The sequence below is a fragment of the Desulforhopalus sp. IMCC35007 genome, from assembly GCF_005116575.1.
Taxonomy (GTDB): domain Bacteria; phylum Desulfobacterota; class Desulfobulbia; order Desulfobulbales; family Desulfocapsaceae; genus Desulforhopalus_A.
Window position 1 is genome coordinate 22049 of the sequence record NZ_SWCN01000024.1, and the last position, 26724, is coordinate 48772.

The 26724-nt window shown below is 44.4% G+C and carries 26 protein-coding genes; 8 read left to right on the forward strand and 18 right to left on the reverse strand.

The features are described 5' to 3' along the window. Positions 1 to 62: 62 nt before the first annotated feature. Positions 63 to 1166 (forward strand): metal-dependent hydrolase, encoded by a 1104-nt coding sequence (locus tag FCL48_RS20225; RefSeq protein ID WP_136875046.1) that lies wholly within the window; start codon positions 63 to 65, stop codon positions 1164 to 1166. Positions 1167 to 1398: 232 nt separating this feature from the next. Further along, positions 1399 to 1557, forward strand: a complete 159-nt coding sequence (locus FCL48_RS25045) for a hypothetical protein (RefSeq protein ID WP_169309300.1) — start codon at positions 1399 to 1401, stop codon at positions 1555 to 1557. Between the two features lie 458 nt (positions 1558 to 2015). Here FCL48_RS25045 and FCL48_RS20230 read toward each other — a convergent pair whose 3' ends face one another. Beyond that, the gene (locus tag FCL48_RS20230) at positions 2016 to 2315 is read right to left on the reverse strand and encodes a hypothetical protein (protein ID WP_136875048.1); all 300 of its coding nucleotides are present in this window, start codon (positions 2313 to 2315) and stop codon (positions 2016 to 2018) included. A gap of 8 nt (positions 2316 to 2323) precedes the next feature. On the opposite strand from FCL48_RS20230, the gene FCL48_RS20235 reads away from it, so the two are divergent. Then, positions 2324 to 3637 carry a cupin domain-containing protein gene (locus tag FCL48_RS20235; RefSeq protein WP_136875050.1) on the forward strand — a complete coding sequence of 438 codons (1314 nt, stop codon included), beginning with the start codon at positions 2324 to 2326 and terminating at the stop codon, positions 3635 to 3637. A 143-nt stretch (positions 3638 to 3780) separates the two neighbouring features. On the opposite strand, the gene FCL48_RS20240 is transcribed toward FCL48_RS20235, so the two are convergent. The 4 genes from FCL48_RS20240 to FCL48_RS20255 form a co-directional block, all read right to left on the reverse strand. Then, the gene (locus FCL48_RS20240) at positions 3781 to 5421 is read right to left on the reverse strand and encodes a glutamate synthase-related protein (RefSeq protein WP_136875052.1); all 1641 of its coding nucleotides are present in this window, start codon (positions 5419 to 5421) and stop codon (positions 3781 to 3783) included. 503 nt (positions 5422 to 5924) lie between these two features. Next, positions 5925 to 6635, reverse strand: a complete 711-nt coding sequence (locus tag FCL48_RS20245) for a GAF domain-containing protein (RefSeq protein WP_136875054.1) — start codon at positions 6633 to 6635, stop codon at positions 5925 to 5927. 79 nt (positions 6636 to 6714) lie between these two features. Next, positions 6715 to 6972, reverse strand: coding sequence for a hypothetical protein (locus tag FCL48_RS20250; RefSeq protein ID WP_136875056.1), 258 nt, complete (start codon positions 6970 to 6972; stop codon positions 6715 to 6717). A 536-nt stretch (positions 6973 to 7508) separates the two neighbouring features. Beyond that, entirely contained in the window at positions 7509 to 8435 is a 927-nt protein-coding gene (locus tag FCL48_RS20255) for an AraC family transcriptional regulator (RefSeq protein WP_136875058.1), read from the reverse strand. A gap of 181 nt (positions 8436 to 8616) precedes the next feature. Here FCL48_RS20255 and FCL48_RS20260 point away from each other — a divergent pair, with 181 nt between their 5' ends. Together FCL48_RS20260 and FCL48_RS20265 are read left to right on the forward strand one after the other, a co-directional pair. Beyond that, positions 8617 to 9570 (forward strand): SDR family oxidoreductase, encoded by a 954-nt coding sequence (locus tag FCL48_RS20260; RefSeq protein ID WP_136875060.1) that lies wholly within the window; start codon positions 8617 to 8619, stop codon positions 9568 to 9570. A gap of 115 nt (positions 9571 to 9685) precedes the next feature. Then, positions 9686 to 10336 carry a fibrobacter succinogenes major paralogous domain-containing protein gene (locus FCL48_RS20265; protein ID WP_371418688.1) on the forward strand — a complete coding sequence of 217 codons (651 nt, stop codon included), beginning with the start codon at positions 9686 to 9688 and terminating at the stop codon, positions 10334 to 10336. A 396-nt stretch (positions 10337 to 10732) separates the two neighbouring features. Here the strand turns inward: FCL48_RS20265 and FCL48_RS20270 are convergent, their stop codons facing one another. Continuing rightward, positions 10733 to 10927 carry an HU family DNA-binding protein gene (locus FCL48_RS20270; RefSeq protein WP_256374303.1) on the reverse strand — a complete coding sequence of 65 codons (195 nt, stop codon included), beginning with the start codon at positions 10925 to 10927 and terminating at the stop codon, positions 10733 to 10735. Positions 10928 to 11541: 614 nt separating this feature from the next. On the opposite strand from FCL48_RS20270, the gene FCL48_RS20275 reads away from it, so the two are divergent. Continuing rightward, entirely contained in the window at positions 11542 to 14022 is a 2481-nt protein-coding gene (locus FCL48_RS20275; RefSeq protein WP_136875062.1) for a response regulator, read from the forward strand. 145 nt (positions 14023 to 14167) lie between these two features. Here the strand turns inward: FCL48_RS20275 and FCL48_RS20280 are convergent, their stop codons facing one another. From FCL48_RS20280 to FCL48_RS20315, 8 genes are all read right to left on the reverse strand, one after another. Then, positions 14168 to 14923 (reverse strand): rhodanese-like domain-containing protein, encoded by a 756-nt coding sequence (locus FCL48_RS20280; RefSeq protein ID WP_136875064.1) that lies wholly within the window; start codon positions 14921 to 14923, stop codon positions 14168 to 14170. Positions 14924 to 14926: 3 nt separating this feature from the next. Continuing rightward, the gene (locus FCL48_RS20285) at positions 14927 to 15514 is read right to left on the reverse strand and encodes a rhodanese-like domain-containing protein (RefSeq protein ID WP_136875066.1); all 588 of its coding nucleotides are present in this window, start codon (positions 15512 to 15514) and stop codon (positions 14927 to 14929) included. A 377-nt stretch (positions 15515 to 15891) separates the two neighbouring features. Continuing rightward, positions 15892 to 16437: a hypothetical protein gene (locus FCL48_RS20290; protein ID WP_136875068.1), complete on the reverse strand. Its 546-nt coding sequence runs from the start codon at positions 16435 to 16437 to the stop codon at positions 15892 to 15894. Between the two features lie 99 nt (positions 16438 to 16536). Continuing rightward, complete coding sequence (gene cmoB, locus FCL48_RS20295; RefSeq protein ID WP_136875070.1) at positions 16537 to 17499, reverse strand: tRNA 5-methoxyuridine(34)/uridine 5-oxyacetic acid(34) synthase CmoB; 963 nt, start codon at positions 17497 to 17499, stop codon at positions 16537 to 16539. Positions 17500 to 17514: 15 nt separating this feature from the next. Continuing rightward, positions 17515 to 18252: a carboxy-S-adenosyl-L-methionine synthase CmoA gene (cmoA, locus tag FCL48_RS20300; protein ID WP_136875072.1), complete on the reverse strand. Its 738-nt coding sequence runs from the start codon at positions 18250 to 18252 to the stop codon at positions 17515 to 17517. A gap of 9 nt (positions 18253 to 18261) precedes the next feature. Next, positions 18262 to 18630 (reverse strand): YdbL family protein, encoded by a 369-nt coding sequence (locus FCL48_RS20305; RefSeq protein ID WP_169309301.1) that lies wholly within the window; start codon positions 18628 to 18630, stop codon positions 18262 to 18264. A 25-nt stretch (positions 18631 to 18655) separates the two neighbouring features. Then, entirely contained in the window at positions 18656 to 18856 is a 201-nt protein-coding gene (locus FCL48_RS20310; protein ID WP_136875076.1) for a YnbE family lipoprotein, read from the reverse strand. Positions 18857 to 18858: 2 nt separating this feature from the next. Beyond that, positions 18859 to 21249, reverse strand: coding sequence for a YdbH domain-containing protein (locus tag FCL48_RS20315; RefSeq protein WP_136875078.1), 2391 nt, complete (start codon positions 21247 to 21249; stop codon positions 18859 to 18861). Positions 21250 to 21582: 333 nt separating this feature from the next. Between FCL48_RS20315 and FCL48_RS20320 the strand changes: the two genes are divergently transcribed. Next, a complete protein-coding gene (locus FCL48_RS20320; protein ID WP_136875080.1) occupies positions 21583 to 22239 on the forward strand; it encodes a hypothetical protein in 657 nt (218 codons plus the stop codon). A gap of 102 nt (positions 22240 to 22341) precedes the next feature. After that, the gene (locus tag FCL48_RS20325) at positions 22342 to 23271 is read left to right on the forward strand and encodes a biotin--[acetyl-CoA-carboxylase] ligase (protein WP_136875082.1); all 930 of its coding nucleotides are present in this window, start codon (positions 22342 to 22344) and stop codon (positions 23269 to 23271) included. A gap of 103 nt (positions 23272 to 23374) precedes the next feature. On the opposite strand, the gene FCL48_RS20330 is transcribed toward FCL48_RS20325, so the two are convergent. From FCL48_RS20330 to FCL48_RS20345, 4 genes are read right to left on the reverse strand one after another with little or no spacing between them, the layout of a single operon-like run. Next, positions 23375 to 23884, reverse strand: a complete 510-nt coding sequence (locus FCL48_RS20330; RefSeq protein ID WP_136875084.1) for an outer membrane beta-barrel protein — start codon at positions 23882 to 23884, stop codon at positions 23375 to 23377. Between the two features lie 60 nt (positions 23885 to 23944). Beyond that, positions 23945 to 24730 carry a DNA repair protein RecO gene (gene recO, locus FCL48_RS20335; RefSeq protein WP_169309302.1) on the reverse strand — a complete coding sequence of 262 codons (786 nt, stop codon included), beginning with the start codon at positions 24728 to 24730 and terminating at the stop codon, positions 23945 to 23947. 24 nt (positions 24731 to 24754) lie between these two features. After that, entirely contained in the window at positions 24755 to 25618 is an 864-nt protein-coding gene (locus FCL48_RS20340) for a RodZ family helix-turn-helix domain-containing protein (RefSeq protein WP_136875089.1), read from the reverse strand. Between the two features lie 29 nt (positions 25619 to 25647). Beyond that, a complete protein-coding gene (locus FCL48_RS20345; RefSeq protein WP_136875091.1) occupies positions 25648 to 26658 on the reverse strand; it encodes a SurA N-terminal domain-containing protein in 1011 nt (336 codons plus the stop codon). Positions 26659 to 26724: the final 66 nt, after the last annotated feature.

Sequence of the window (26724 nt, forward strand, 5' to 3'; positions counted from 1 at the left end):
CCGGCAATTTTATTGCTTATGGTGCATCAATCAGGGGAGCAAAACTATTTAAGTATATCGCAATGGACTCACTTACACAGGCAACACTAGGTGCAGCTGTTGGTCACTTCTGTTGGAATAAAAAAATAGGTAATAAAGCATTGCTCCATGGGGTGTTGGGAGGGACAATCCCTGATCTCGATATCATTCTCTACCCTGTGCTCGACGATGTTCAGAGGCTCTACTGGCATCGGGGCGAGTCTCATTCCATCTGGTTCGTTATTATCGGATCCATGCTGACTGGGTGGCTTCTCACTAAATATTTCAAAAGGGGAGAGTTGTCCTTTGGTGCTGCTTTCACGGGAGCCGTGCTGATTTATGCAACGCATATCCTCATTGATTATTTCACTGTTTATGGCACACAATTGCTTGCGCCACTCTCTCGTAACGGCTTTGCACTGGGTAATTTGTTCATAGTTGATCCGCTGTTTACACTTCCTCTTCTCGTTGGGTGTGTTCTAGCTGCATTTTCAAAAGAGCCCCTTAGCAGAAGAGCAAATGTAACAGGCTTATCCCTCGCTGTCTGTTATATGTTCTGGTCGTTTTCGGCTCAAGCTATTGCAGATCGTACCTTTCGTGCAGCGCTCGCAGATGAGAATATAAAAATCGTCAGACAGAGGACCACGGCAGGGCCATTTACTACTTTTCTGTGGCGACATGTTGCAGAAACAGACAACGGTTTTCTTCTCGCGTATTTTTCAATATTTGACAATCCTTCAAAGGCCATCAGATTTTATTATATCCCCAAACGACCAGAGTTAATTGAAAGAATATCTGGGACCAGGACTTTTGCGGTTGTGGAGTGGTTTTCTCAAGGGTGGTGGTATGCTGTCGAAGATGGCGAAAATAGAGTTAAGGTCGTTGACCTGCGATTTACTGAAATTCCATCAACTTTTGGTCAAACCTATCATGAGTGGGACTGGCCATTTGCCTGGACTTTTGATCTGCAGACTCCGCACAAGAAGTCTCTGGATTCCGTGTTGCCTGAGCTGGTTGCACCGCTGCAGACCCTGGCCCTCTTGACGGGTAGAATTGGCGGGGGAGAGGATTGGTACCCGACCTCAACTGGAATTTCCATAGGTGCAGCAGTCACTCCGGAAGACGCTCTTGGTCATTTTGCTAAATAGCAGCAGCCAAAGGCCTCCAGAGTGAGAGTCCATGAATCTTGAGAGCTACGTCTTGTTGAACAGCGTGCAACAATGACCCCTTTTCAGCTTCCAAGGGTGACCCGTGAAGGTAGATATCTTCTCTCGTAAAAATCTTTTACTACTCAACCAGCCAGAAAGGTTTTAAGAGAAGAAATACGTTTTTGCTCCATATACACGGAGGTCAATGTGCACCGCTGAAAGAGGGTCAAATTTGGAGATTGAACAACACAAATGGCCCCTTTATAGGATTGGCTTTTTTGTTGATTTTGCTGAAATTGTTGGAGTGCTTGTGGAAGAAAGATCGCGCCGGGTGGCAGGAAAGAATATTCTGGTTAACGGTGGATGTACGGCCAAGACGTTGCACTTATAAAATAACCAGGCTATAGATCTTGACCCTGGTCTTTTGCTTGATTACTCAACTTTCGGGATTAAGTTTCAGTAGTCTCAACTGACTCTTTGCAGTGCCAACTGAACTCAATGCTGCCTCACACTCAAACTGTACACTCTTCGTTAATTACTATTCCACGGTAGAGGTTCATGCCGATGAACGGTAATATGAAAATCGCCTCTATTTGAAATTGAGCCCCAGAACTGTGGCATTTACGAACTTCACATCGTTGCAATGATTTACCAATGGAAAAAGTGTCGAAGAAGGTGCTAACCTTACCCTGGATTTGGATGTCATCTTGAATTTGTGAAGAGAGGTGGATATGTTCCTCTTGAGCCTATTCAGTGTTTTATTGCATAATATTAGATAGATGCAGTTAGTTGTTGTCCTGTTCTCTTCATCCCGACAGTTGAAATATTACGATATTCGTAAAGGTTATATCAATGCGACAAATCAGTCGCACCATTTCGGGGCGTCGCTGCATTTTGATAACCTCTAATTTTAGCAGCCCTCATTCTATCTGTCAGCGAAGTTTTCTTTGTAATTTTTGATATCAGCGGATTACCATCAGATCCATATTTTTCCTGAGACTGAACACCAGAAGTTGTGGGAAATACATTGATTAACTTAAATTGATTTGCTAGATTTAGTGCATTATCATGGCAATAATCTTTGTTTTTACGCCGAGTTAATGCTCTTGTTTTAGAGAATTTTCTACACCCTTTAAAGTAGAAATACATTGAGATAAATGTCCGTATCCAGCACTAAAAAGAAACGTGTTTCATCGGGTATCCCTGAGTTGGACCGGTTACTGGGAGATCTGTATATCGGTGATAATGTTCTGTGGTATGAAGACGTCAACAACTTCTCTTCTGCATTCTGTCTGAACTTTATTAAAGAGACACTGACTCAGAAGAGACCGTTAATCTATGTGACGTTTGATCGTTCGCCCAAAAATGTGGTCTCTTTTCTTGGCTCGCAAGCACAAAGCCAAAATTTGACGATTCTCGATTGCTTTACTAACGGTAAGGGGTATCGCTCAGAGGTTTTCGATAAGTTTTATGAGAAAAATGGAGCGCTATGGCCCTACAAGGTTATCAAGGTGAACGACCCGACGAACCCGGACCATGTCGGCGAAGCCATGTACGGTCTACACAGTAATCTTTCAGGTGACGTTCATTTTATTCTCGATAGTCTCACTGGAATGCAATCGCTCTGGGGTGGCGAAGACCAGGTTATAGATTTTTATGGCAAGACTTGCCCACGACTCTATGAGCTGGATACTATTGCCTACTGGCTAATCGAAAAAGGTGCTCATTCCAAAAAGTTAAAGGCAAATATCAACAAGATAGCGCAGGTTGCCATTGATCTCTCGGTACGCCGCGGAAAACCAACGATCAAGATCCTCAAGGCAGAAAAGAGGAGCTCTAAATTCCTCAATGAGCATCATGAATATCTCTGTGAAGGATCGAATATAATTTTTGAGAGCCAGCTGCAACTTAAACCCAAATTTGATCTTGGAGCAAAAATAAAATCGACCCGGCTTATGCGTGGGATTTCGCAAAAGGATCTCGCAGGCCTTACGGGTGTAACCCCGAGTACAATCTCACAGGTGGAGAAAAACCTCATCTATCCATCGCTTCCGGCTCTGTTTCGTATTGCGGAGAGTCTTTCTGTGGAGGTTGCCACGCTCTTCAAGGAGCATGGGGTTCAGCCAAACGTCTTTGTATACCCTGCAAACAGCCGATCAGCTACATCTATGGCCAAAGTTGTCAAGGACAACGCTCAAGCAGAATTGTTGCTGCCGCCTGATATTGACCCACCAGTAGATGCAACAATTATACGAATTCGACCAGGAAAAAAGCTGGCAGGTCATTTTTTTGCTCATAAAGGAAGTGAGTTGGGCTATCTCATTTCCGGCAAATTGACGATGACCGTTGATAATCAAACATACACAGTTAACCCTGGTGACACCATTTATCTGCAGAAAGATATTCCGGGAAGCTGGAGCAACATATCAGAACAAAATGCTGAACTTCTCTGGCTGAAGTTGACAAAATAACAACCATCATCTCTTTGCTAAAAGCTCCTATGATTGACAAATTCACAGGGAAGCCAGGCTTGATGTAGAGAGGATAAATCAAAAAAAACTGGCACATCGAGCCGGTTTCTCGATGTGCCAAATAAAAACATCTTCACCTGATGTTATCCTTTGAGAATTTCCTCAGCCGACTCTTTTTGAGCCTCCGTCAGGAACGGGATGCCGGTTTCTTTTTCTGTCTCACGGTTGGCGCTAAATAATTCATTCCTGGTAATCTCAGATACATTGAATTTCCGAACGCCGGCCATCAGCTGCTGCAGCCCACACGAGAGCTTGTCAACATAGCCCGCTATGGCCACTGCACCAAAAGGTATATTCTTCATTTCATTAGCACCTACTTTCTGCTTGACGTCTTCCCAGGCTGAGAAAATCTCTTCCGGGTACTTCCCAAAGCTTTTGACTGTAGCCGGAAGTTGATCCCAGTTACCATTTATTTCCTTCCTTCTCTCAGGGTAAAAAGTTCCTTCAATGTTGCTGCCGAGGTATCCAGGAATCATCGGCGCACGGCCCATGCAAACAAGTTTTGTGTAGGGTGCACCTAAAGCCAGAGCCTTAAAAATATGATCCTCACGGGCAAAACCGCCGGCAAAAGAAATATCAGGAACCTTGATGCCTTTATCGTCTAGAATCTTACAGTAGTCATAAGCTTTGGCATGGAGGGCCAGGGATGGAACCCCCCAGTGTTCCATCATATTCCATGGGCTCATACCCGTGCCGCCACCGGACCCGTCAATGGTCAGCAGATCAAGCTTGGCATCCGCAGAATATCGAATGGCCATGGCAAGGGCCTCCATTCCGTAAGAGCCAGTTTTTAGAGAAATTCTCTTGAAGCCGATGCTTCGCAGATATGCCACTGATTTCATAAAGGATTCACGAACCTGGGCGACGGTATCCAAATCAGTAGCTCCAAGTCGGCTATGCCTGGCAAAAGAAGTGATGGCACGACGCTCAAAGGCCTCCTGTACGGCAGGATTTGTTGGATCAGGATCAACAACATAGCCACGCTCTTTTAGAAAAATAGCATAGTCAATTGATTTAACCTGAATTTCTCCACCGATGACCTTGGCCCCCTGTCCCCATTTGAGCTCAATAATTACCTCATCACCATATTTATCAATGACATATTCGGCGACTCCATTTCGGGTGTCTTCAACATTGAGTTGAACAAAAATAGCTCCATACCCATCCGAATAACGTTTGAAAACATCGATACGCCTATCCAATTCAGGTGCTGATGTTATTTTTCCCCCGCTAAATTTCGAATCCCTGTCGACACCGACAACATTCTCACCGACAACAATAGGAAATCCAGAAATAGCGGCACCCGTGGCAAATGAATTCCAATATTTAGTAGCGATAAAGGTTGACCCCAAAGCGCCAGTCATAATGGGTACACGGCATTTCGCTTTGATGGTATTGCCGATAACCGTTTCGGTATTCACGTTGGTGAAGACACAGTCATCGGCATCTTTGGTCATCCCTTCACTTAACCCACTAGATCCATAAGCATATCCCTGGATTCTCAGGGCATGATACCCAAGGCCAAGAGAGGTTACATTGCCTGACCCAGAAGTAATGTTACCGAAGTTTCTGGGATAGAGCATTTTTCTGCCCCTTAATGAAGACATCCAGGTTTCACACCTGCCATTACAATCAGAGCTACAGAGAGTGCATAAGCCGGATTCACAGGGATTTCCTCTGTTAACTGTACCGAGAGCATCATTACTTTTTGGCCATTGAATCATTTGGTTGTCTCCTTTTCTGGTTAATTGAATATTGTCTTTTCTTACCAATCATTCCTTGTATAACAATGCTAAGCGTGAGGATGAGCTATATTGATTAGGCTCAACATTCTGTTTGCCAGTCATCTGCTATAGGGCGATTTTTTTGATAAAACATAGTGGCATGAATGATATTCAGCTGTTTTTCCAGGAACATGTGCAAGGCAAGATTAACTTACCTTAAGAGGGGGATAGTGAAGGGCTCAGGGGCAGTGCCCAGGGCACCAATGGTTTTCTCTAAACACATAGCAATCTCCTGTAGAAAAGTAGTGTTTTCCCACGAACAGAGGCCAGTTGCGAAGTTTTGTACGGCCACAAAAAAAGGCATCTGTCCTCGGATAGAGGAAACAGACACCTTTGTCTTAATCGTATGAAGAACCTACACGCCTTTGTGTTGATTCAGTAATGTATAGTCAATTAATGTAGCTGTGCTTAATTTTCTTGTCAAGAAAAACAAGATACGAGAGTTAAAGTTCTTCTGATAGAATGAGTGCATCTGCAATTTCTAGCATGGATTTACGAGTATCCATACTTCTTTTCTGAATCCAGCGATATGCTTCTTCTCCGCTCATCTTTCGTCGGTCCATGAGAATCTCTTTTCCTCGTTCGATTTGCTTTCTGGTCTGGAGTTCCCGTTCAATTACCCTTGTTTTTATGATAAGTTCGGTGTTGTGGATCGCAACTGCTGCCTGGCTCGCAACTGCGGTGAGCATATTGATATCTGTTTCAGAAAATTCATGAGGCTGGCAGGTAAAGCAATTAAGTACACCTATAACTTTATCTTCCTTGCCTTGCAGAGGAACACTCACCATCGAGACGAGGCCAAGCCTGTTGGCCATCTCCTTTTCTTTGAATCGGTCATGATTTTTCACGTCAGCAATCACGTAGGGGCGCTGGGTGGAAAGCACATATCCAACGACGCCTTCATGCAGTCGCAACGCCCTGTCTTTCACATATTCCGGTTCAAAAGACTGGGTTGCCTTCAATTTGATGAGGGGAGGGGTCTCATTTTCATCTACAAGCCATAGTGAACATATTGCAACTCCAGTAACCTTGGCGGTTACCATTACGATCAGCTTAAAAAGATCTTCTAAAAAAAGATCGGAGGTGATTGCCTGGCTGATGTCCATCAGCGCTTTAACATAATGATCATAGGTGTATTGGGGAGATGTGTTCATGCAACCCTTGCGCTAAAGAAGTTGAATCGAAATAGCGGTCTCTGTCGTGCTGTGTGTTGATTGGTTGTGACCATATTTTTTAAAAAATAGTGGAAACTTCCATTTGTTGCTCACTCAGATATTGTAAACCTTTTCGGGTGATCAGGCTGTATTGAAGGTCGGAGTCGGTCTGGATGAGCCCCATCCCGTCCATGGTTTTCAAAACCTGACGGAGTTTTGTCAATTGTATGTCCATTTTTCCGGCTAAAGTAGCGGTCGAGACAAGCTGTGGCTGGGGATTGCACAAATTTGCCGAGAGAATGACGAGGACCTGGAGCTGCTGTTGATGGAGTGACATCGCTACCTCCTGCTGGGGATGAGGGGGGCAAGCTGTTCGTGGATGTTTTGTTGAAAACCGGTTTTCTTTTGATCTCAATTTTATAATAAAAGGAGTGAATCGCAATTAGAAAATTAATTATTAATTAATTAAAACGAACAAAGATAGCAATAATTAATTTATTGGACAGAAGTAACAAGCAATCCAATTTTTTATGAGGATCCTGTTGATGATTATTTGCTGTTTGAATTCAAATAGACTCATGCAGAATGAAACAAGTGGAGGTAAAAAGAGAAAGCTCTTTTGGTAAGTTCTGTCCTGACAAGGGCTTAAGCTCAAGTCATCCAGGGAAACTAATCATTGAGACGTGCGTCTGGCAATTTTAAGAAATTAAGAAAATCTCAGCTTTTAGGTTATTCCTGTGAAGGTAGTATCACTTACTGTGATAAATTTGCTCAGCAATGGAGCAACTGTAGACTTCACTCTACCAAAGTGTATACGTAGCTTTCGTTAAACTTATTCTATAGAAAAAACAAGATGATGCTTCCACCAAGTGATCACTGAAGGTGGTCAAAAAACTGAGCCGTCCGTTGTTCCATTCCTGAAGGTAGTTGTATGGACTGACACCAATGCCTGGGGGACTGTCCGTACATGCGTTTAAACTCTCGGCTGAATTGAGAAGAACTCACATAACCCACTTCCATTGCCGCTTCGTTCACATTCATTCCACCTGCAATCTTCATAGCAGCGCTGTTTAGTCGCATAGATTTAACAAACTGGATAGGCGTCATCCTGGTTGCCTGCTTGAACTTACGATGAAGCACAGCTCGGCTCATCCCAACTTGCGAGGCCATATCTTCTATGGTAACTGATTCGCTCAGACGAGAAGACAAATACTCAATTGACCTGGCAATCTCATTGCCCACGCCAAATGCGCGTCGTGCGGAATCACCGGCTTCTCCCTTCAGGACAGCATAATACAGCTCCCTAAGTCGGCCGCCCCCAAGTATTGCAGTATCCTCAGGACTATCCATCAGTTGCAGGAGTCGCAAAAGTGCTTCTGTAAATGTGTCATCCCAGCGAGCGAGCGCAAGCCCCTGTGGAATCTCACTACTTTTTGGTGTTCTAATGGCGCCTGTAGCGCTTTCCATCTCTATTGCCAGCTCAGTCATCACCCTCGTGTCCAGGGAAATAGATACTCCTAAAAGAGGGTTATCCGGTGAAGCTAAGGGTGTCCCCGCCTCCACTGGCATTGATATGGAGCAACACATATACCTGCTGTTGTCGTATACATATCTTTCACCATCCAAAATCGCTTCTTTGGATCCGTTAACAATAGCAAACACGGTGGGTTGATATATTGCCGGGGAACAGCGTAGTGGTTCGCTGATACGGAAGAGTTGAACCCCTTTTACTCCGGTCTCCAGCAAACCATCTTCGCTGATCTTGTTCTCAATAAGCTGTTTTATCTGTTTTGTTTTCATGCAGCCAGCCTAGCACTTCAAAACTCACAATTCAACATGGTGATACAATCAGGCATGTTTTCGAGAGTATCTCGCCTATCTATATCAAAACGCGAGAGCTATAGTGGTTTCAAACGATGACAACAACACTCATACAGATAAATAACCAACGATTAGGTACGGAAAATAAGGAATTTGAACAATGAGTAATAAAAATCAATTTGGACCAACGGGCTGGACACCGGAGCGACTAGGTTCCCAAAAAGGCAAAACGTTTGTAATCACGGGTGCTAATAGCGGTACAGGATATGAAGCATCGAAGATTCTCCTGTCCAAAGGTGCAAAAGTGGTAATGCTAAACCGTAACCCCCAAAAATCAACGGACGCTATTGAGGCTCTGAAGCAAGAACTTGGATATGATGCAGACGTGTCATTCATACTTATGGACCTGGCACAACAGGCTTCTGTACGAAAAGCAGCGGAAGGACTCCTTGAAAAAGTTACCCGCATTGATGCTCTGATATGTAACGGTGCTATCGCACAGGTTCCTAAGCGAGAGTTTACCGTGGACGGCTTTGAAAGCCAGATCGGCGTTAATCACTTCGGCCACTTCCTTCTACAGGGGTTGCTCTACCCACGCATTGAAGAATCCAAAGGCCGCATTGTGACTGTAGGTAGTGAAGGCTATAAAATGGGACTTAAAACAATCAAGTTTGACGATATGAACTGGGAAAAAGATTACACCGCTAATAATGCCTATAGCCAGTCCAAATTGGCACAGATCATGTCTGTCTATGAATTGCAGGACCGACTGAAGAAATCGGGCAAGACGGATGTAAAGGTTTATGCCTGCCATCCGGGTGCTTCAAGAACGTCTCTGATCACAACCAGCGGTAGCTTATTGATGCGATCCATATGGTTTTTGATGACCTTGTCTCCCTTTGTTCAATCGGCTGAAAAAGGCTCCTACCCGGAACTCATGTGTTCCACCGAAAATCACCTGGACCAGAAAGGGTTCTATGGTCCTACAGGACGAAGTAATTGGACCGGCCCTGTTGGTGAATGTGAATTAGAATATAGTATCGTAGATAAAGCAGTATCGGAAAAGCTTTGGGATGTATCGGAAAAAGCAACCGGGTTCAGTTGGGGCTTATAATTTGGCTGAAAGGGAGCCCCAGTCATGAAAAAGATTTAAACCGGTCGCTATAGTTGGATTTCAAATGAGAAAAGAAAAGGTAATGAAAACATTACTGATATTTATAGGAGTCTTTATGTCTATTCCTGCCATGCTGTCTGCAAGTGACATAAACATAGTAGAGGGTACTGTTCAAGATGTGGAAGGCAACACATACCGTACAGTACAAATTGGAGAGCAAGTTTGGCTTGCGGAAAATCTTCGAAGCACAAAATTTCAAGATGGTTCGAAGATAAAGACTGCTTTTATTCCAGATGATGACGAAAAAAATCTTTTAAAATATGGCAGACTCTATGACTGGCACGATGTCACCGATGAAAGAAACATCTGTCCGGTTGGCTGGAGAGTAGCGTCAGATGATGATTGGAAAGAGCTGGAAAAAACAATTGGCATGTCTGAAACGGATTTAAACAAGAAAGGATGGAGAGGCGACAATGATATCGCCATCACGATCAAAGAATCCCAACCGGATACCCTGTTTAGGAAATTCGATCAATCACAGGTAAATACATATAAATTCTTTGCCAGTGCCGCTGGAGTAAAGTTGAAACGCTGGTATATAGTACAGGGAATGTATACCGAATTATGGACGAGTAGTGATGCAACAACAAAAGATGCATATAACAGAACACTTGCCTATTCGTGGTGGAATCCGCATAAGGGTGGAATACGCCGTACTACTCACCCAAAAAATTATATGTTTTCAGTGAGGTGTATAAAAAACTAGGGGAGGCGCTGGTGTCATTACTGACAGCGGTTTTGAATAGTTATCAGGTCTGCCGCAACGTAGTTTGGCAGACCTGCTACCGAGCCGAAGGTTCCTATTGGCAGTCATAGTCAATTTGTCATCCCGTTCGGTTTTGATTATTACTGAATCCTTGATCCACCTGCTTTTCCGGAATGGCGAAAAAATGGAGCAACTGTAGAGGTGAGCCTTTCCAAAGACAAGTTACAATCGAATTTTTCGATGAGATTACCATTTGATAATGAAAAATGTCTTATCGAAACTCGATTTCTACAAATTTAAAACCTGCAAACAGACCCTGTCAGATTTGGATCCAGGTTTTCACAATTTATTTCACCGCATCATTTAGTTTGCTGCCAGCCTTGAATTTAACAATCGTTAAGCTGGAATCTGGATGGCTTCTCCCGTCTGGGGATTACGACCTTCGTGAGCTGACCGTTCGCTTATCGAAAAGGCAGCAAAACCGATGAGGATAACCTTGTCGCCTGCCTTAACGGCTTCTGTGATTGTACTGAGGATGCTGTTTAACACCTGATCGCTTACAATTTTGCTCAGTCCACATTGATTTTCCACTTTTTCTACCGAACGCCTTTGTTCATAGTTTTTCCCTGTTGTATTGTTGAAGTTTTACAGGGTTTGGATAGCTTATTATTGCTCACTTGGGAGATTTGCTGATCTTTTACCTGGTTAATTCGATCTCGTTTCTTGCTCGTATTCCATGAATTCCAAAATTTCCAGGGGCGTATAATATTTAAACCGCATGCAGTACCAAAGAGAGGGTGACACTTTTGCCACTGGAATTGCCTTGGCCATAAAAGCACGTGAACGAATAGAAATGTGTGTGAGTCGAGAGAATAAAGCATAGCAGAAAGAGCTTCTGCCGTAATAGGCTGCACTTCGATCACTGAATTTATGACTCGATTGATTCGAGAGTACGCGCCGACTACGCTCGATGTTTTCCCTCCGTTGCTGTCATTATGTTTAGTGTATAGGTTGAGAACGAGAATCTCTTGGGGTGAAAAGATTTTCTGAAAAATAATCAAGTGCAGCTTTTCTAAAGGCTACTCTTGTGCGAAAATATACCGTTGACTGCTCTGGGTTGCCTGTATTGCCCACGCTCGAGGTGAAACATAATGATTTCGTCTTAATCGTAGAACATTGCTTTATTTTGGAGGAGGAGAATTCATATGGGCTACTGTAAGAAAAATGCATGGGGGCTTCTTCCTCTGGCCTTTTTGTTACTTTTTATCATTCTCGCCTCCGGGGGCGCTTCTCATTGTTGGTCTCAGCAACTCAGTGCCACGGAACAAGCCTGGTTGAAAGAAAAGGGTGAGATTGTCTTTGTCAGTCAGACCATTTATCCTCCTTTTGAATTTGTGGATAAGGACAATAGCCGGGTCGGGATGTGTTTAGAACTTATTCGCTGGATAACAACTGAATTTGGAATTAAGGCAAGATTTCGTGACATGTCGTTTAAGGACGCTCAGAAAGCGGTGCTTTCCGGGGAAGTAGATGTCCTGACAAGTTTATTTTACAGTGAAGAACGTGATAGGGATTTTGATTTCACCCATATGACATGGGAGGTTCCAGCCCTGATTTTCGTGCGCAGTGAGCGACCGGATATTACAAGAGTGAAGGATTTGCAAGGCAAGAAGGTTGCGATGCAGCTCGGTGATTATGCCGCAGAATTCCTTGAATCCAAAGGAATTGACTATGAACTTGTCTCGGCAGCAACTTTTGCGGAGGCCGTAGACCTGGTTGTGTCCGGTAAGGCCGATGCGGTAATTGGAGATAAACAAATTGTCCTCTATCACTTGTTTAGTGGTAACCTGACTGCGCAGATAAAATCAGTCGGTCATCCTCTTTACACAGGGCAGAACTCTATGGGGCTTAAAAATGGAGCCATAGTGTTGCAGGAGATCCTCAATAAAGGGATAGCTTTAGCGCATGAACGAGGGGTTTTTGCCACAATAGGCAACAAGTGGATTGGTACGCATTATGGTCTTCCGAAACCATGGTACTCTCAATATCTCACCCATATTGTCGTTATTCTGGGAGGTCTGGCGGGTCTGGTTTGTATCATCCTGATTTGGAACGCTCAACTCCGCAGGACTGTGCAGGATAAAACCAAGGAGCTTCGTCAAAGTGAAACACATTTGCTAACGCTCATCAGGACATTACCTGACCTTGTCTGGTTAAAAGATGCAAATGGTGTTTACCTCTCCTGCAATCATAAATTTGAGCGTTTTTTTGGAGCAAAAGAGTCTGAAATCCGGGGTAAAACAGATTACGACTTTGTAGAGAAGGAGTTGGCCGATTTTTTTCGAGAGAAAGACAATAATGCCATGAATGCAGGCAAGCCGACGGTTAATGAAGAAGAAGTGGTGTATGCAGATGATGGTCATAAAGAGCTGCTTGAAACGATTAAAACTCCCCTATATAGCGATGACGGTGAGCTTATTGGAGTATTGGGCATTGCCCGTGACATCACAGAGAGAGAAAAAATGGCCACTCAACTCCAGCAGGCAAGCAAACTGCAGGCAATTGGCCGATTGGCTGGCGGTGTTGCCCACGATTTAAATAACATTCTTTCAGGAATCGTCAGCTACCCTGAACTGTTGCTTTTACAACTTCCTGAAAAGAGTGAGTTGCGTAAGCCAATTGAAGTAATGCAGGCATCAGGTAAACGTGCGTCTGATGTGGTCGCGGACCTTTTAACCGTTGCCCGTGGTGTCGCCGGTACCAGAGAAATTTCTCATTTGAACACCTTGGTTAATCAGTATCTGGGATCACCTGAATACAAAACTCTCAAGGAGCGACACCAGAGAATCAAACTCGCGGTGAACCTTGAACCGGAATTACTCAACCTTTCCTGTTCACCGGTTCATATTATGAAATGTCTTATGAATTTAGTTACAAATTCGTTTGAATCTCTCAGTGGTGATGGGCTGATTGAAATATCTACATACAATCGTTATGTGGATAGCACAATGGGCGAAAATCAGCATATGTCACCTGGCGAGTACGTTGTTTTACGAGTTACAGATACCGGCACCGGTATATCCGAGGAAGATGTAAAACTGATTTTTGAGCCATTTTACACCAGTAAACAAATGGGAAGAAGCGGTACTGGTCTCGGACTCTACATCGTCTGGTCAACGGTACAGGATCATCATGGGGATATCCGGGTTGTTTCCGGAGATAGCGGTACAGCGATAGAACTCTTTTTTCCGGCAACCAGAGATAAACTCGTCATCAATTCTGAAAGTATCCAGGTTGATACCTTGAGGGGAAACAATGAAAAGATTCTGGTTGTGGATGATGAGCCGTTGCAAAGAGATATTGCAGGTCAGATACTGCACTTTCTTGGCTATAAGGTTGACACGGTTGGCTCTGGTGAAGAGGCAATCGCGCATTTGCGTGAGACTCCGGCCGATCTGGTACTCATAGATATGTTGATGGCGCCGGGTATCAATGGCCGGATGACATACGAGGAGATCATCAAAAATCATCCAGGCCAAAAAGCCATTATCGTCAGTGGGTTTTCGGAAGGCGATGATGTAAAGGCCGCCATCCAAATGGGCGCAAGTGGATACATTAAAAAGCCATATACAATGAAGGCTATTGGCAGGGCTGTTAAAGAGGCTTTTACCCCGCACATTAGATAATGTGGTAACAGCAAGGTTATGCGTCTATGGAGGGGAGGCCTTGGTCTGGCGGCCGCTGTCTTATAACCGGAAAAAGAGAAAGGCCCGAATTCGCATCCGGGCCTTTTGTATTACCTTAGAAAGCTAGAAATCAGAAATGACGGGTCTACCAGATTTCATACTCTCCAGTTTGCGCACATTCGCATTCCGCGTTGAGAAATTTTACCGCATAGCCTTCTTCTTTAAGGATGCGATAGCCAATTTCACCACGACCGCCCGTCTTGCAGTGGACGACGATGAATTTATCCTTGGGAATTTCGTTAAGTCGAGTTTTCATCTCCTCAAGAGGAATGGATACTGAGCCAGGAAAATGTCCTGTGGCGTATTCACCGGGGGTTCTGGCATCGACAACGTAGATCAGATCCGATTTAAGAGATTTTGTAAAATCACCGATGCTGATCTCTCCGGGACCGAGTTTTTTCTGCCAGTTGATCGGGTTGTCATCTGTGGCAATCAGGGCTGGCCCTTTTTGCAGCGATTTACCTGCAGCTTCCCAGCTGGCAAGTGCGCCGTATACTCCGGTCACTTTTTTGTATCCCCATTCTTTGATCATATCTGTGGCAGCTTTGGTGTCAGCGTCATTATCTGAGTAGAGATAAATTGGTGCTCCCAGGCTTTTAGGAAATGCATCTTCAGCATCCTCAAGATCTGCCATTGGTACAGTGTAGGCTCTTGGGATGTAGCCAGATTCGACCTTTTTTACATCACGAAGATCAATTAGAACGATGTTACCTTTTTCTATGTGTTCAATACTCGGTAAGACGTGTCGGCCTGATTTTTTCCAGGCGGGAATACCGTCAACATATACACGTGGGTTTTTGTGACCCCATTTAACCGCCAGACCGGCGGATTTTGGACTCATGGTTCAGGTGGGGCCTCCGCAATAGAAGACCAGTTGCTTGTCTTTGTACTTATCCAGCAACTGAGCTCCGTCATCACCCATTTTGGCAAGTTTTGAAAGCGGAATGGAAACAGCTCCAGCCAGGTGGCCTTCGGCGTATACAATTGGTGGCCTTGCATCTATTATGACCAGATTTTTGTTTGTTTCGATCTGTTTTACTAACTCATCTGTTTTGATTTCAGTTACGCCATCGGGGAGTTTTACGATGGCTTTTTCAAGTGAAATTGCGAGATTTTCTCCATTGACAGTGGTGTAGTGTACAGAGATTGCTTCATCAACGTCAAAGTCTGTGGCGGATTCTGCTCCTTTAAGGATAGTATCGTCACTGAATTTTAGAATGAAAAAGCTGTTATCCTTATTCTCCAGTGCTATGGTTTTGGCTTTTTGGGAGATGTTGGTGATTTTTCCCTTTATAACTTGCGTTTCAGCCGGAGCTTTTTGTGCCTCTGCCGCAAAAGAAATTCCCTGTACAGGTAAAATAATATCACCTGCAAAGAAAAGATTCATAGCGAGCAGAGTACTTAAACCCGCTTTGAGTACAACTTTTTTCATTGTTCACCTCATGGTTGAAGAATTGTTTACTGGAAATACTGACAAGCAGCGTGGTCAATTTTCATAAGTCACCGACCGCAACAGGCAACCTATAAAACAGAATTCGTTTCATGGTATGGAAAGTAAGGTGCCCTCTCCGATAGAATAAGAAAAAAGTATAGAGTAATCAGGTTAATGTTTGGATTATAACTTTGTATTTGGGGCTTTACCGAATAATTGTAGTTTAATTATTCAATAGAATAGTAATATTTAGAGTACGAAAACGCAAATAAAATTTCCCGTAATACTGGGGGGCTTTACGATGAGGGAGGAGAATACTGCGGAGAAGAAAGCCTGCCACGGGAGGGGAAGAACTCAGCCGTGGCAGGTCTATTGCTTTATAACCCGAAAGAATTTTTGAATAATTGCTCTATTGCTTCTCGACCAGCATCACTGAGATAGCGTGTGCCGCTGCCGACAAAAGTGTCATATTCAATTTTTGGAGAATCTTCCTGCCAACTATTTTTCCAGGTGAACCATTGTTTTGATGGTTGATCGAATACATGGAGAGGGCGGTTAAACATTTTTGCAAGCTCGACAGCCCAGCCAGTGCCACCTTTAACAGAGCCATCCTCCTGTATTGAACCAATGACAAAAACCTGATGACCGCTGTTAACCATGTGAAAAATAGTCTGCAGGACTTTGCGGATTTTTTCGGTTTCGTAATAGGTACGGTTCAGCATACGCGACGCAAGCTCCATGCTGATGTCGCCTCTCTCAAGTTGGTCCTTACCTAAAATCTGGACGTTTTTGTCTCTGGCGAGCTTGTGGCCATCAAAAGAGTACACGACTTCTTTTATGCCGGCTTTTTCGGCCTCATCACCAAATGTGGCTTCTGCGCCTTTGAGTCCGCTACTGTACAAAGTGTATTTCGATAAATCCATAATGTCTCCTTAGGTCAGCAAGTAAGAAAAAAAGTTCTAGCGCAGTGTAACCACAGTTCCTCTTAAAGGCAATAGTGGATAGTTTCTATCTGCCTTAACCTACTCTTTTTTATCACCTTTGAGAAAAATCCGAACAGGAGCGGGGTAGCCCTCCACTGTTAAACGTGGATTATCGGGATCGATAAAATCGCTGTAGGATTCAAAGGTCATCCATTCGGTTTTGCGCTGCTCCTCAGTTGACATAGGGTGGGAGCAGAAAAAATCGATGTTTACAAAGCCTGCCTTTTTCATCCAGTTGTATAGACATTTCCCGGTGGGGACAAAATAGGTCCCGGGTACTTTGGCGTAGGTGTTGTCAGGAAACAGAGCGTAGGGCTCATCACCTGGAATTCCCTGGGATTCCAGGATAAGTGAGCCTCCGGGGGTAAGGCCGGTCAAGATGTCCCGGAGGGTATCGATGGGAGATGGGCGATGGTAGATAATGCCCATGAGAAATACCAGGTCAAAACAGTCTTTAAAGAGGTTAAGATGTTCAATGCCCTGTAGATCAATTTCAAGGTTATTACAGCCCGCCATGGCGTTAAGCGCTTTGAAACAATAGTAATGCTGCATCGAGGGCTCAAATCCCAGGACCAGTTTGGGTTCGTGGGCAGCCATCCGAAACATGTAATAACCGTTATTACAGCCGATATCGGCGATCATCTTTCCTTTTAGGTCAGGGAGAACGGGCATGACTCGTTGCCATTTCTTTTCGCTGCGCCATTCGGAGTCGATGGTGTTGCCAAATACCGAAAATGGACCTTTACGCCAGGGCATGAAGCTCTTGAGATGTTCATGGACCTGTAGTCGCTCTGCAGTAGACAGCTGGTTTTTATCCCCGATGAGCACGGTATCACCTGAACAGTCAACGAAATTGGCTTGGAATTCAGATAATGCTTCATACGGTTTGCGGTAACGGAGAAACCCTTTTTTCTTCTGGTTAACCCACGCTTGCAGCCTCTTATGTTCGGAGACGATGGTATCAATCTTTGCAGTCGGCGGAAGACAATCGAAATAATTCATTGGGGAAAAGTAAATTTACGCAGATTTCTGAGCGATGAAGGAGGTAAAGTTAAACCATTGAAAATATGTTTCAACGGATTCAAAGCCACATTTTTGCAGCATAGCTTTGTTTTCAGAGATAGAAAAAGGAATCAGGACATTTTCCAGAGCCTCTCGTTTTTTTGCGATCTCAAGCTCCGAATACCCCTTGGATTTTTTGAAACTATGATAAATGTCGATGTATTCTCTGTTGAGTCTTCGGTTATGGCTCAATATTTTTTCACTGACCAGGAGGATGCCGCCAGGGCGGAGATTCTCGTAGAGCCTGGTTATAAAGGCCTCTCTTTGTAGAGGTCTGATAAATTGTAAGGTGTAGTTGAGAATTATGGCTCCCGCCCCTGCATGGGAAAACTGCGTGATATCCTCAAGCTTAAAAGAGATCAGGTCCTGTTTTCCATGGAGTTCGGCTTTTAGTGTGGCCTTTTCCAGCATGGGGCCGGAATTGTCCACACCAACAAAATGAAGCTTTCTGTCCCCTAAAATGCGGGCGCACTCGAGAAGGCTGGTACCTGTAGAGCAACCCAGATCATAGACAACGTCGCCTTCCTTGGTAAGCCGGCTGAGAAGTTCTGCCGTCGAGGCGATGACTTGTCGGTAAAATGGTATTGAGCGGTCAACCATATCGTCGAACACTTCAACCACCCTCTGATTGAAAACAAAGTCTTCCTCGACGGTGTCGACCTCAAAAATTGTATCTTTATCTGAACGGCTCATCTCGATGGGCTACTTTTTATACCAGTTACCGTTATCTCTCTGAAACCATTGACCCTTAGGGCCTTTGTCTTCAATCATTTTGGCCCTGCGTTTGCCTACGAGCTCCGCTGGCGCCCCCTCTTTTTTGGCTATGGCGGCATAGACAGTACGTCGGTCCTGGTTTTCTTCTTCAATGAGAGCTTCATTTTGTTTGGCAGCTCTGAACTCAAGATAGCCCATGTTATTTTCGCCTATCACTCCAGCAGCCTTGAGTTGATTAATTTGTGGGATACGTTCAGCCATTCTGTCTTTTAAGGAAGCGGAATAAACCGGTTGAGTGAGCAGTAATACAGCAAAAAGAGCAACCAACGTTGGAAATAACAGATTGATTTTTCTCATAATATACCTCATGTAATGGCTGGGATTATTGATTAGTAGGTGTCTCGTCGAGATCGCCAAAAAAATCATCAAGTGCCTTATCCACTTTCACATTAATATCTATAGTAATATGAATGGGCTTGATTTCAACGGGCTTGATGTCAACCTCGTGCCGTGTGCAGCCGAATACGACAAGGAACATTGCCCCGGCAAGCAAAAGGGAAAAGCAGTTTTTAATGGATATCATATTTACATTTTCTCCATGAAGGATTGAAGGTTGGTCCCGTATCGAAAAATCTCCTCAAGGGGAAGCCGGAAGTTCATATCGAGCTGGATCGGATGCTGGATCCCCTGTCCTTTTTCAGTGGCGACGATCTGACCATTTTTATAGCCAAAAGGCAAGGGCGCAGCTGGTTTTCCATCGAGCTGCATTGTCAGCAGGAGATTTTCTCCCTCTGTATTAAAGGACAATTTTGTCCAATTGTAGGCGAAATTTTCCAGGGCTTTGATGGAATAGTCAAGTGAGGCTGTCTGGCCGAGATCCGGCATCCCCTGTCGCAGCTGTTTGGTGTTGTTGAAGCGGACTATACCACTATTGCCTGGGGTGGAAAATAGAAAACCATCATCAAATTTGATACCTGTCTTACTGATTACAATAGGTAAGCGGCCATTTAAGGAACCCTGGCCCTCGGCATCTTCAATACCGAACTGCTTAAGAAGTTCAACAAAGCCTATTCTGTCGCAGTAGATGGTTGTATCGATATCCGTTGTTTCTGCAGTTACGCTAAGACTTCCGCTCTCTAGTTTTCCACCGCACCAGTTGAGGCGTACTTTTTCAAGAAAAAGACTGTCTGTATCCTCGATGCGATAGTTAATTCGGCCATCACTGAACCGGATCTGACCTGAACTGATAGAGGCAATCGTGGCTTTCTGCCTTGGAAGACTACGAACAGCAGGGAGATCGGGGAAGACGAGATCGGTTGTGATTCCTTTGGCCTGAAGTTCTCCGCTTGTAAAGTCTCCGTCTTTTATACTCAGTTTAAGTAAACCTTTTTGCCCGTCTGGGCTGATGGTAAAATTGCCCTCTGCTGCAATTGTTCCTATGAAATTGGTGTTTTCAGGAATCTTGATATACTCTGGCAGTTGAGCTGTATCAATTATAGTAGAGTCTAAAGTGCAGGCAACAGATGTGCTGCCTGTAAAAAGAGCTGAGCCACTGCAGTCTATCTGGCCAGGGGAGGCAATTTTACTTATAAGGCTGCTTGTGAAATCAAAGCCTACAGCGGATTGGCTTGCGTTTGCGGCAAAACGGGCGGTATCAACATCTTTGTAGCTGATAGTCTCAATGGTGAGTGTGCCGCTATTTTGTACCTGATTGTTTTGAACGTTTGTCTGAAAGGGGAGGTCCCATTTGAGATTTTTCAGGCTGAGTTGTTGTTCTGGGAGTGTAAGTTGCTGTAGATTTCCTTTGATCCGCGCTGTCAGGGTTTCTTCATCGTAGGAAATATCTGCATTGATATCGAAAGGTCCCAGCTTAATAGTATCGTCAACCGTGAGAAGGCCACTATCTACATGAACCTTGCTGTTGATTGCTGTAAGGAGTCTTGTGATCGTTGCTTCAACGGTAACAGGTTGATCGAGTCGTTTGGAGTCGAGGGTTGCTGTACCTGTAATCTCCTGGTTATCAAGGTTGATTGTTCCACTGGCTTTGAGATCAAGTTGCTCGGGTTGAATAAGGGTTAGGCCGGAACTCCGGTAGGAGAGAGACTTTTTATCACCCTCAATCGATATATTTGCTGGTTCTCCGGATGCGGGTGAGGCAATAACGAATGAGCCAAGCGATCCTTCAAATTGATGCACTTCAGCACCTGCCTTGAGATGTGCAAGCTCTAGCTCTTGGGTAAGTGCTACCTCTCCGGTGAGGATGAGCTCCCCAGTGAGCTGTTGAGCCTTCCCGGTAAAGGCAAGGTTTGCGAGATCTAAAAGATCAGGGACCCTGACGTTTGCCGAGAAAAGCACGCCCTGACCGCTGAAGACACCTTTGATCACGGAAGCCAGATGAATGGCGCCTGATGTGCTCAAGTCGGCATCAAGAGTTGTTAACCTATGTTTTGCTTGTTCGTGGCGCACAAAGCCACACTGGAGATTGGTATCGAGAAATATGTCCTGTTTTCCCGTCGGGGTCTGTAGTGCAAGATGACCGTTTCTCAGTATCACCTTTTTTATGGCCGCCGGCAGTGTGAATGAGGGCATCCCCTGATTCCCGGTCTCCTCGGGGCCTTTGATTGGCTCTGCTCCAGCAATAGTGACAGATGATCCGTCATAGATGAGATGCAGGCTTGGTGAGTCCAGCATCAGGCTCTCTATTTTCCCGTTGATAATGTCGGAAAGGCTGTAATGTATTTCAAAATTGGGAACAACTATGACAGGTTCTCCGTTCTGGATAAAACGCAGGGAGCCCTGTAGCTGCCATGGTGTAATTTTTGAAAGATTCAGCTCTTTCTGGCCAAAGGGGAGTCCTGTAAGGAGACGGGGAATAAGGTAGGTATTGCACAGGAAAGGGAGAAAAAGCAGAAAAGTTGAAAAGACAAGGCAGGTGATTAAAAAAATGGAGGTAAAGGTCTGGGAGTTACTTTTCATGATTTCTAAGGGAAAATGATCGGGAGCAAGAGGTTAACGGATGCCGTGCAGAGTGAGAAATAAATATAACCTTGCCTTGATCCTTTTCTGCCAGTATAAACGTATTGCTCGGTAGTTGCATATTAAATTGGTGAAATTTTAGTTTGTACCTGTCTTGAGATGGCTGTTTTATCCTGATTCGTTGTTAGTTTTTCTCTTTTAAAGAGATCAAATCTTTTTCTTGGGTTGCATATACCGAGAGCCTCGACAGGGTAGGAAATTAGCAGAGATGGGTAGGGACCGGTTCGGACAGGTTGTGTTCGATCTAATGAATTTAGAAAACAGGTTGTTAGCATGACAAATGAAATAGATTTTGATGAATTGATCAGTAAATATAAGTCAGATCCTTTTGACTATGTGGATGTCCTTGCAGTACATACAGGGCGAGTTTCATTTAAGGTGATGGAAGGGGCTGAGGTTGAGGCGGCAAGCGGCCAGTGGCGACAGATTCCCGGGACCGTTCTTTATGAAATTAACAGAGAAAGAAATCCCAAATTCATTTCAGCACAAACAAACGGAACAGTTGCTGAAATCAACAGAGAACTGGACGGCCAGTTTGTCGAGGCGGGTGAAAAATTGATGACGATCAAACATCCACTGAAAAAAAAGGAAATAATTGAGAATATACTCAAGGACGTTCTGTCGCTTTTTGTTGCGCCGGAGACGGCAAAATACTTTTTTGCCATGGACATACAGTCTCGAATCGACAAAAAAGGTCCTGGCGCTGTGACAATCGCCTCCGGTGATGAGGTTTTGACCATGTCTCTTATGAAAAGGGATACACCCGTCTATTACAATGGAGAAAAGGGTGTTATTCATTCCATATATTTTAAACCAGGCGTATCGGTGGCCCAGGGTGAGCCGCTGCTCGGGATTTGTGCGGCTGATAAATTATCTATAATTCAGAAAATTATCACCAGGGTTAAGGCTGACTGGGACACAGATCATTAATAAGGCAACCAAAGCAGCGGTTCTTTTGGTCTATCTTAGCATTATAATGAGGTATTTCAGGATTTTTTCTGTTTTTCGAGTGAGTTTTTCTCTAGATGATATATGGTAGATAACAACCCAAGCCCTGAGATGGTCCTTGACTATCTCAGGGCTGAGCAGCAAAGCGTGCTCAGACAGCTGTCCTCGCCTATTGATCCCAGTGATGTTTTTCGCTATGGCGCATGTATAGGTACCAGTATAAAGGTTCATTCGACCCTCCCCCGAGCGATGGAACATGCCCGTACTCTCATTAATGATATTGCCAGAAATAAGCGTTCCGTAGCAACTGGTACCGTAATTCTGGCGGATAGCATGACTCAGTCGAAGGGGAGGTTCAGCAGAAGCTGGCATGCACCTGATGGTGGAGTTTGGGGATGCCTTATCCATGGCAATAATCTGTTGCCGGAATCCCGACACTTTATTCCCATGGCAACCGGGGTTGCCTGCTGTGAAACTGTTCGGCAATATGTGGGAGATGCAGCTACCTTACGCTGGGTCAACGATGTACTGGTTTCTGGGCAGAAGCTGGCCGGTTTTCTGGTCGAAAGCTATACGGAGCCAATCCATAGTGAAGAGTTTACCCTGGTAGGTTTTGGCATAAATATCAACAACAGTTCATTTCCTAAAGAGCTTGCAGGTCTTGCTCTGTCCTTGAAGCAGTTCCTCAGACACTCTATTGATCTTTCAGATTTTACTGCGCGTTTTTTGGCGAAACTTGCCTGGAACTTTGGCCTTCTTTACCATGAGGAAGCAAAACATCTCAAGGGAGATGGTTATTCGGGGCAGGATGGGGAGCATTTTATTCTCAGCAGGTGGAAACAGCTTTCCGATACCATCGGCCAGGATGTCGTCTATGGCTTTGATGTGATGACAGCGCCACAGTATGCAGGGTATGCCTGTGGGGTCGATGAATCGGGCGGGCTTGTTATTCAACTGCCGGATGGATACAAAAAGACAGAATATAGCGGAGAAGTGCGGTATCAAACAAGATGAGGGCGGACCATCTTGAAGCCCGCCCCCATGGTATAAGGACTAACGTTGTTGTAAGCGATAAAACGCCAAAAAACTTTGGTAGGGTTTGCAGAGCCCAGCTCTCTTACAGTGCAAAGCGCACAGCCATACCGAGAAAGACGGTGTCTGTATCTATATCAGTGTCATCGTTATCAAAGTCAGCTTTGTCGTTGAATCGGTAGTTGCCGTAAATATCTGCGAAGATACCGGGGAGCAGTTCCAGGTTAATACCCGCTTTCAGTGCATAAAAAGGTTCGTCAACAAAATCTCCGTCGGTGTACGTTCCCCCAATACCGATACCGGCGTAGACCCCTTTTCCTATCAGAAGATAAGCTTGAGGCGAAACGGCTGACTCGCCGAAACGATCAGGAAGAAATTCAAGGTCCGCCTCTACCCCAAACAGGCCCGTCCAGTATTGGTATGAACCGAAAAATCCCAAGCCGTCATCATCGAGCTTTTTGTCGTCAATTTCTATGTCATCAATGGAGATCCAGTAGTTTGCTCCGCCACCGATTCTGTGCTCACCTGCCCAGGCACTCGCAGTGGTCATGGTGATAAATCCTATAAGTAAAATAACTTGCAGTGTTTTGGCCATTTTTTTCTCCTCTTTTCTCATTGTAAACCTCAAGGTACAAGGTCTAAAGGTTTGTGTGGTCTACTGTTCAGGATTTTTCAAATATGAAGGCTCAGAAGAAGTCTTCTTGTTTTCGGCCAGCACATGCCAGGAAGTTATCTCTCTTTGAAAAATATGTCTACCAAAATTATGCAGTAACTGGAGTGATTCTTTAAGGATAGAGCCTGAAATTTTCAAGCGGTGTAAGCGATCCAGAGGTTGATCCTGAGCGGTCTGGACGATTTTAATCGTCCCCTGGGAGAGAGGACGCCCACATCTGTTATTCTGGTTGCAGCTTGAACAGATGAGTTGGCCGCTGGAACTGTTAAAACGATAACTCTTTGTTGTTTGCACCGTCTGGTTACAATTTCCGCAGCTATGAAAGTCGGGTCTGTAACCAAGGTAGCCAAAAAATTGGATGAGAAAGAGAGCGAGAACCTGGCGGGGTTCTTCTTTATTGTCGAGCCGATGAAAGGCCCACAGGGTTAAGCGAAAAATATTGTTATCCGGTTCTCCATCTTTGACCCCAAGTAGGAGAAATTCACGAATAATGGTAGCAATCCCGTAAAGATTTAGGTTCTGGCGAAGGCTGGGGAAACATGTATAGATTTCAGCCTCACTTAAAAAAGCCAGAACCTGTTCATTTTTCTGCTGATAGTTCACCTGGAGATAGGTGAAAAATTCCAGTTTATTGACAAAGCGCTTCTTACTCCTCTTTGCTCCTTTCGCAATGGCTGTTACTCGCCCAGATTCCTGGCAAAAGAGGGTGACAATAAGATCGGATTCTCCGTGATCTGTTGTGTCGAGGACGATTGCGCCGGATTCCATTTGACTTGCCTGGGGCCTGGGCATTTAGCGAAGAAGATCGTAGGGAAGGGAAATGGTAAGCGTTGTGTTATCGGTTGGTGGCAGGTGAATAGGGGTTTGATTGAGGCTCAATATAGTATCGGTTTTACCAGGCAGAGTGATATTGATTTTTTTGTTGGCAGACCATGCCGCACTCTCTCCTTTTTCATAGACATTATCAAAGACTGGAAGGTCGTCGATAGCAATAGTGACTTTTGTCGTTTGGTTAAAATGCGCTTTGATGATGTAATTGTCGGTTGCGAGCACAGGATAGTTGACCTGCTGTTTTACTTCAGAGGCGTTGGACATTGTGGGAATATCAAGCATACTCTGAAGGGCAAAAAACTCTTTTTCCGGACTTTTGAGGGTGGATTCTGCCTGCTGAGCAGAGAGGTCGCTGTTTCTCAGTTTTTGACTGAGATATGTGGCAGGGTTCCAGGAAAAATACCAGCAGAGAAATGCCCCAAAAATCAGGAGCAGCAAGAGAAGAAGGCCGAGTGATGAAAACGGCAGATTGCTTGGTCGTTCCGCCAGGGCCACATGGTCTTTTGATGAGCTTCTGGGGGTGGGGATATTGTTCTCACTTTTCTTAGAAATGTTTTTTTCAGTGTCGTATTTTTTCAGAATCTCATTTGGATCAAGTGAGAGAAGCCGGGCATACAGTGCATAAAAGCCTCTGGTGAAAACATCTGCAGGTAATGAGTCGTAATTGTTCTCCTCCATGGCCCTGAGGTTTTTCAGTGAAATCTTTGTTTCTTCGGCAACTGCCTCAAAATCCAGTCCTTTGGAGGTTCTGGTGATACGTAGATGATCACCTAAGGATTGGTATGTTGGTTCAGTCGGTTCAGATGAAATAATTATCGTGTTCATGTTTGTGACAATTTGTGTTTCCCGCAATATTACAGCTTTTGAATATAGGCACTTTCTTTTAGTTTCTTCACCCAATCTTGATAGGCTTCCTGCATTTTTGTTTCGTAGAGCTTCTCTCTGATTTCTTCTTTGTTTTTCTCGTAGGATGAGGTGACCACAATGGCGTCGCTGTCCCCCGAAAGAAGTTTGAAAAACTGGTAACCAGACTGTATTTCCACGATTGGGCTGAGCTCACCCGGTTTGAGATCTTTAACTGCTGAACGCATGGCTTCGGCCATTTCATCAAGGGTAAATATACCGATATCTCCTCCATCAGTTGCTGACGGAAGATCGGAGAATTTTTTGGCAAGAGCCTTAAAGTCCTGTCCTTCCTCAGCAAGTTTATGTACGCGCTGAGCAAGTTTCATGGCACGGCTTTTACTTGCTTCCAGGTCCTCAGAATTTGTATTATTCCAGGAAAAACCGATTTGCAGTAGGTAATAATCACCTTCGCTTACTCTGGAGGTATAGTGTTGATCATAATATTCTAAAATCATTTCGTCTGTGACGACAATTTTTGAACGAACATCTACACTGAGAATTTTACTTTGCAGGATGTTGTCATGTAATTTACTCCTGTACTCCTCTGCAGTCATTCCAGAAGTCTCTAATTTTTGTCTGAACTCAGAATCACTCAGAGACATGTTGCTTCGCATGTGATCATAAGCTGCATCTATCTCCTCTTTAGATACGGTCAGGTTGTATTGCTTGGCTTTTTGCTCCATGAGGGTTCTGTCAATCATTTTGTCCAGAGCAAGTTGACGGGCCTCCTCCAAGGTACCGGAGAGATTTTCCGCGCTGTTACTCTTGGAAAGAACCTTGTAAATGCTGGAGGTTTCTGCCTCGAGTTCACTGAGCGTAATAATGTCGTCGTTGACGACTGCAACAACCTTATCGACCATTTCTGCTGCAACAAAAGTCGTTTGCAGTAAAAGAAGTAGGGTGACGGTCAAATATCGCATAAATAACTTTTCGGGTGATTGAGACAAAAGAGGTTTCATATTGTTCCTAGTCGTGAGATGTAAAACTTTTGCAAAAAAATGCAAGTGGAGTTATGTGTAGCCTGA

Excerpts from the sequence above, each read along its gene's own strand:
- recO (WP_169309302.1), bottom strand. The coding sequence starts at position 24,730 with ATGGAATCCGGCGCAATCGTCCTCGACACAACAGATCACGGAGAATCC.
- FCL48_RS20320 (WP_136875080.1), top strand. The coding sequence starts at position 21,583 with ATGACAAATGAAATAGATTTTGATGAATTGATCAGTAAATATAAGTCA.
- FCL48_RS20340 (WP_136875089.1), bottom strand. The coding sequence starts at position 25,618 with ATGAACACGATAATTATTTCATCTGAACCGACTGAACCAACATACCAA.
- FCL48_RS20275 (WP_136875062.1), top strand. The coding sequence starts at position 11,542 with ATGGGCTACTGTAAGAAAAATGCATGGGGGCTTCTTCCTCTGGCCTTT.
- FCL48_RS20265 (WP_371418688.1), top strand. The coding sequence starts at position 9,686 with ATGTCTATTCCTGCCATGCTGTCTGCAAGTGACATAAACATAGTAGAG.
- FCL48_RS20285 (WP_136875066.1), bottom strand. The coding sequence starts at position 15,514 with ATGAAAAAAGTTGTACTCAAAGCGGGTTTAAGTACTCTGCTCGCTATG.
- FCL48_RS20345 (WP_136875091.1), bottom strand. The coding sequence starts at position 26,658 with ATGAAACCTCTTTTGTCTCAATCACCCGAAAAGTTATTTATGCGATAT.
- FCL48_RS20310 (WP_136875076.1), bottom strand. The coding sequence starts at position 18,856 with ATGATATCCATTAAAAACTGCTTTTCCCTTTTGCTTGCCGGGGCAATG.
- FCL48_RS20225 (WP_136875046.1), top strand. The coding sequence starts at position 63 with ATGGACTCACTTACACAGGCAACACTAGGTGCAGCTGTTGGTCACTTC.
- cmoA (WP_136875072.1), bottom strand. The coding sequence starts at position 18,252 with ATGAGCCGTTCAGATAAAGATACAATTTTTGAGGTCGACACCGTCGAG.
- FCL48_RS20260 (WP_136875060.1), top strand. The coding sequence starts at position 8,617 with ATGAGTAATAAAAATCAATTTGGACCAACGGGCTGGACACCGGAGCGA.
- FCL48_RS20325 (WP_136875082.1), top strand. The coding sequence starts at position 22,342 with ATGGTAGATAACAACCCAAGCCCTGAGATGGTCCTTGACTATCTCAGG.
- FCL48_RS20315 (WP_136875078.1), bottom strand. The coding sequence starts at position 21,249 with ATGAAAAGTAACTCCCAGACCTTTACCTCCATTTTTTTAATCACCTGC.
- FCL48_RS20330 (WP_136875084.1), bottom strand. The coding sequence starts at position 23,884 with ATGGCCAAAACACTGCAAGTTATTTTACTTATAGGATTTATCACCATG.
- FCL48_RS20305 (WP_169309301.1), bottom strand. The coding sequence starts at position 18,630 with ATGAGAAAAATCAATCTGTTATTTCCAACGTTGGTTGCTCTTTTTGCT.
- FCL48_RS20280 (WP_136875064.1), bottom strand. The coding sequence starts at position 14,923 with ATGAGTCCAAAATCCGCCGGTCTGGCGGTTAAATGGGGTCACAAAAAC.
- FCL48_RS20250 (WP_136875056.1), bottom strand. The coding sequence starts at position 6,972 with ATGTCACTCCATCAACAGCAGCTCCAGGTCCTCGTCATTCTCTCGGCA.
- FCL48_RS20290 (WP_136875068.1), bottom strand. The coding sequence starts at position 16,437 with ATGGATTTATCGAAATACACTTTGTACAGTAGCGGACTCAAAGGCGCA.
- cmoB (WP_136875070.1), bottom strand. The coding sequence starts at position 17,499 with ATGAATTATTTCGATTGTCTTCCGCCGACTGCAAAGATTGATACCATC.
- FCL48_RS20230 (WP_136875048.1), bottom strand. The coding sequence starts at position 2,315 with ATGTATTTCTACTTTAAAGGGTGTAGAAAATTCTCTAAAACAAGAGCA.
- FCL48_RS20255 (WP_136875058.1), bottom strand. The coding sequence starts at position 8,435 with ATGAAAACAAAACAGATAAAACAGCTTATTGAGAACAAGATCAGCGAA.
- FCL48_RS20240 (WP_136875052.1), bottom strand. The coding sequence starts at position 5,421 with ATGATTCAATGGCCAAAAAGTAATGATGCTCTCGGTACAGTTAACAGA.
- FCL48_RS20245 (WP_136875054.1), bottom strand. The coding sequence starts at position 6,635 with ATGAACACATCTCCCCAATACACCTATGATCATTATGTTAAAGCGCTG.
- FCL48_RS20235 (WP_136875050.1), top strand. The coding sequence starts at position 2,324 with ATGTCCGTATCCAGCACTAAAAAGAAACGTGTTTCATCGGGTATCCCT.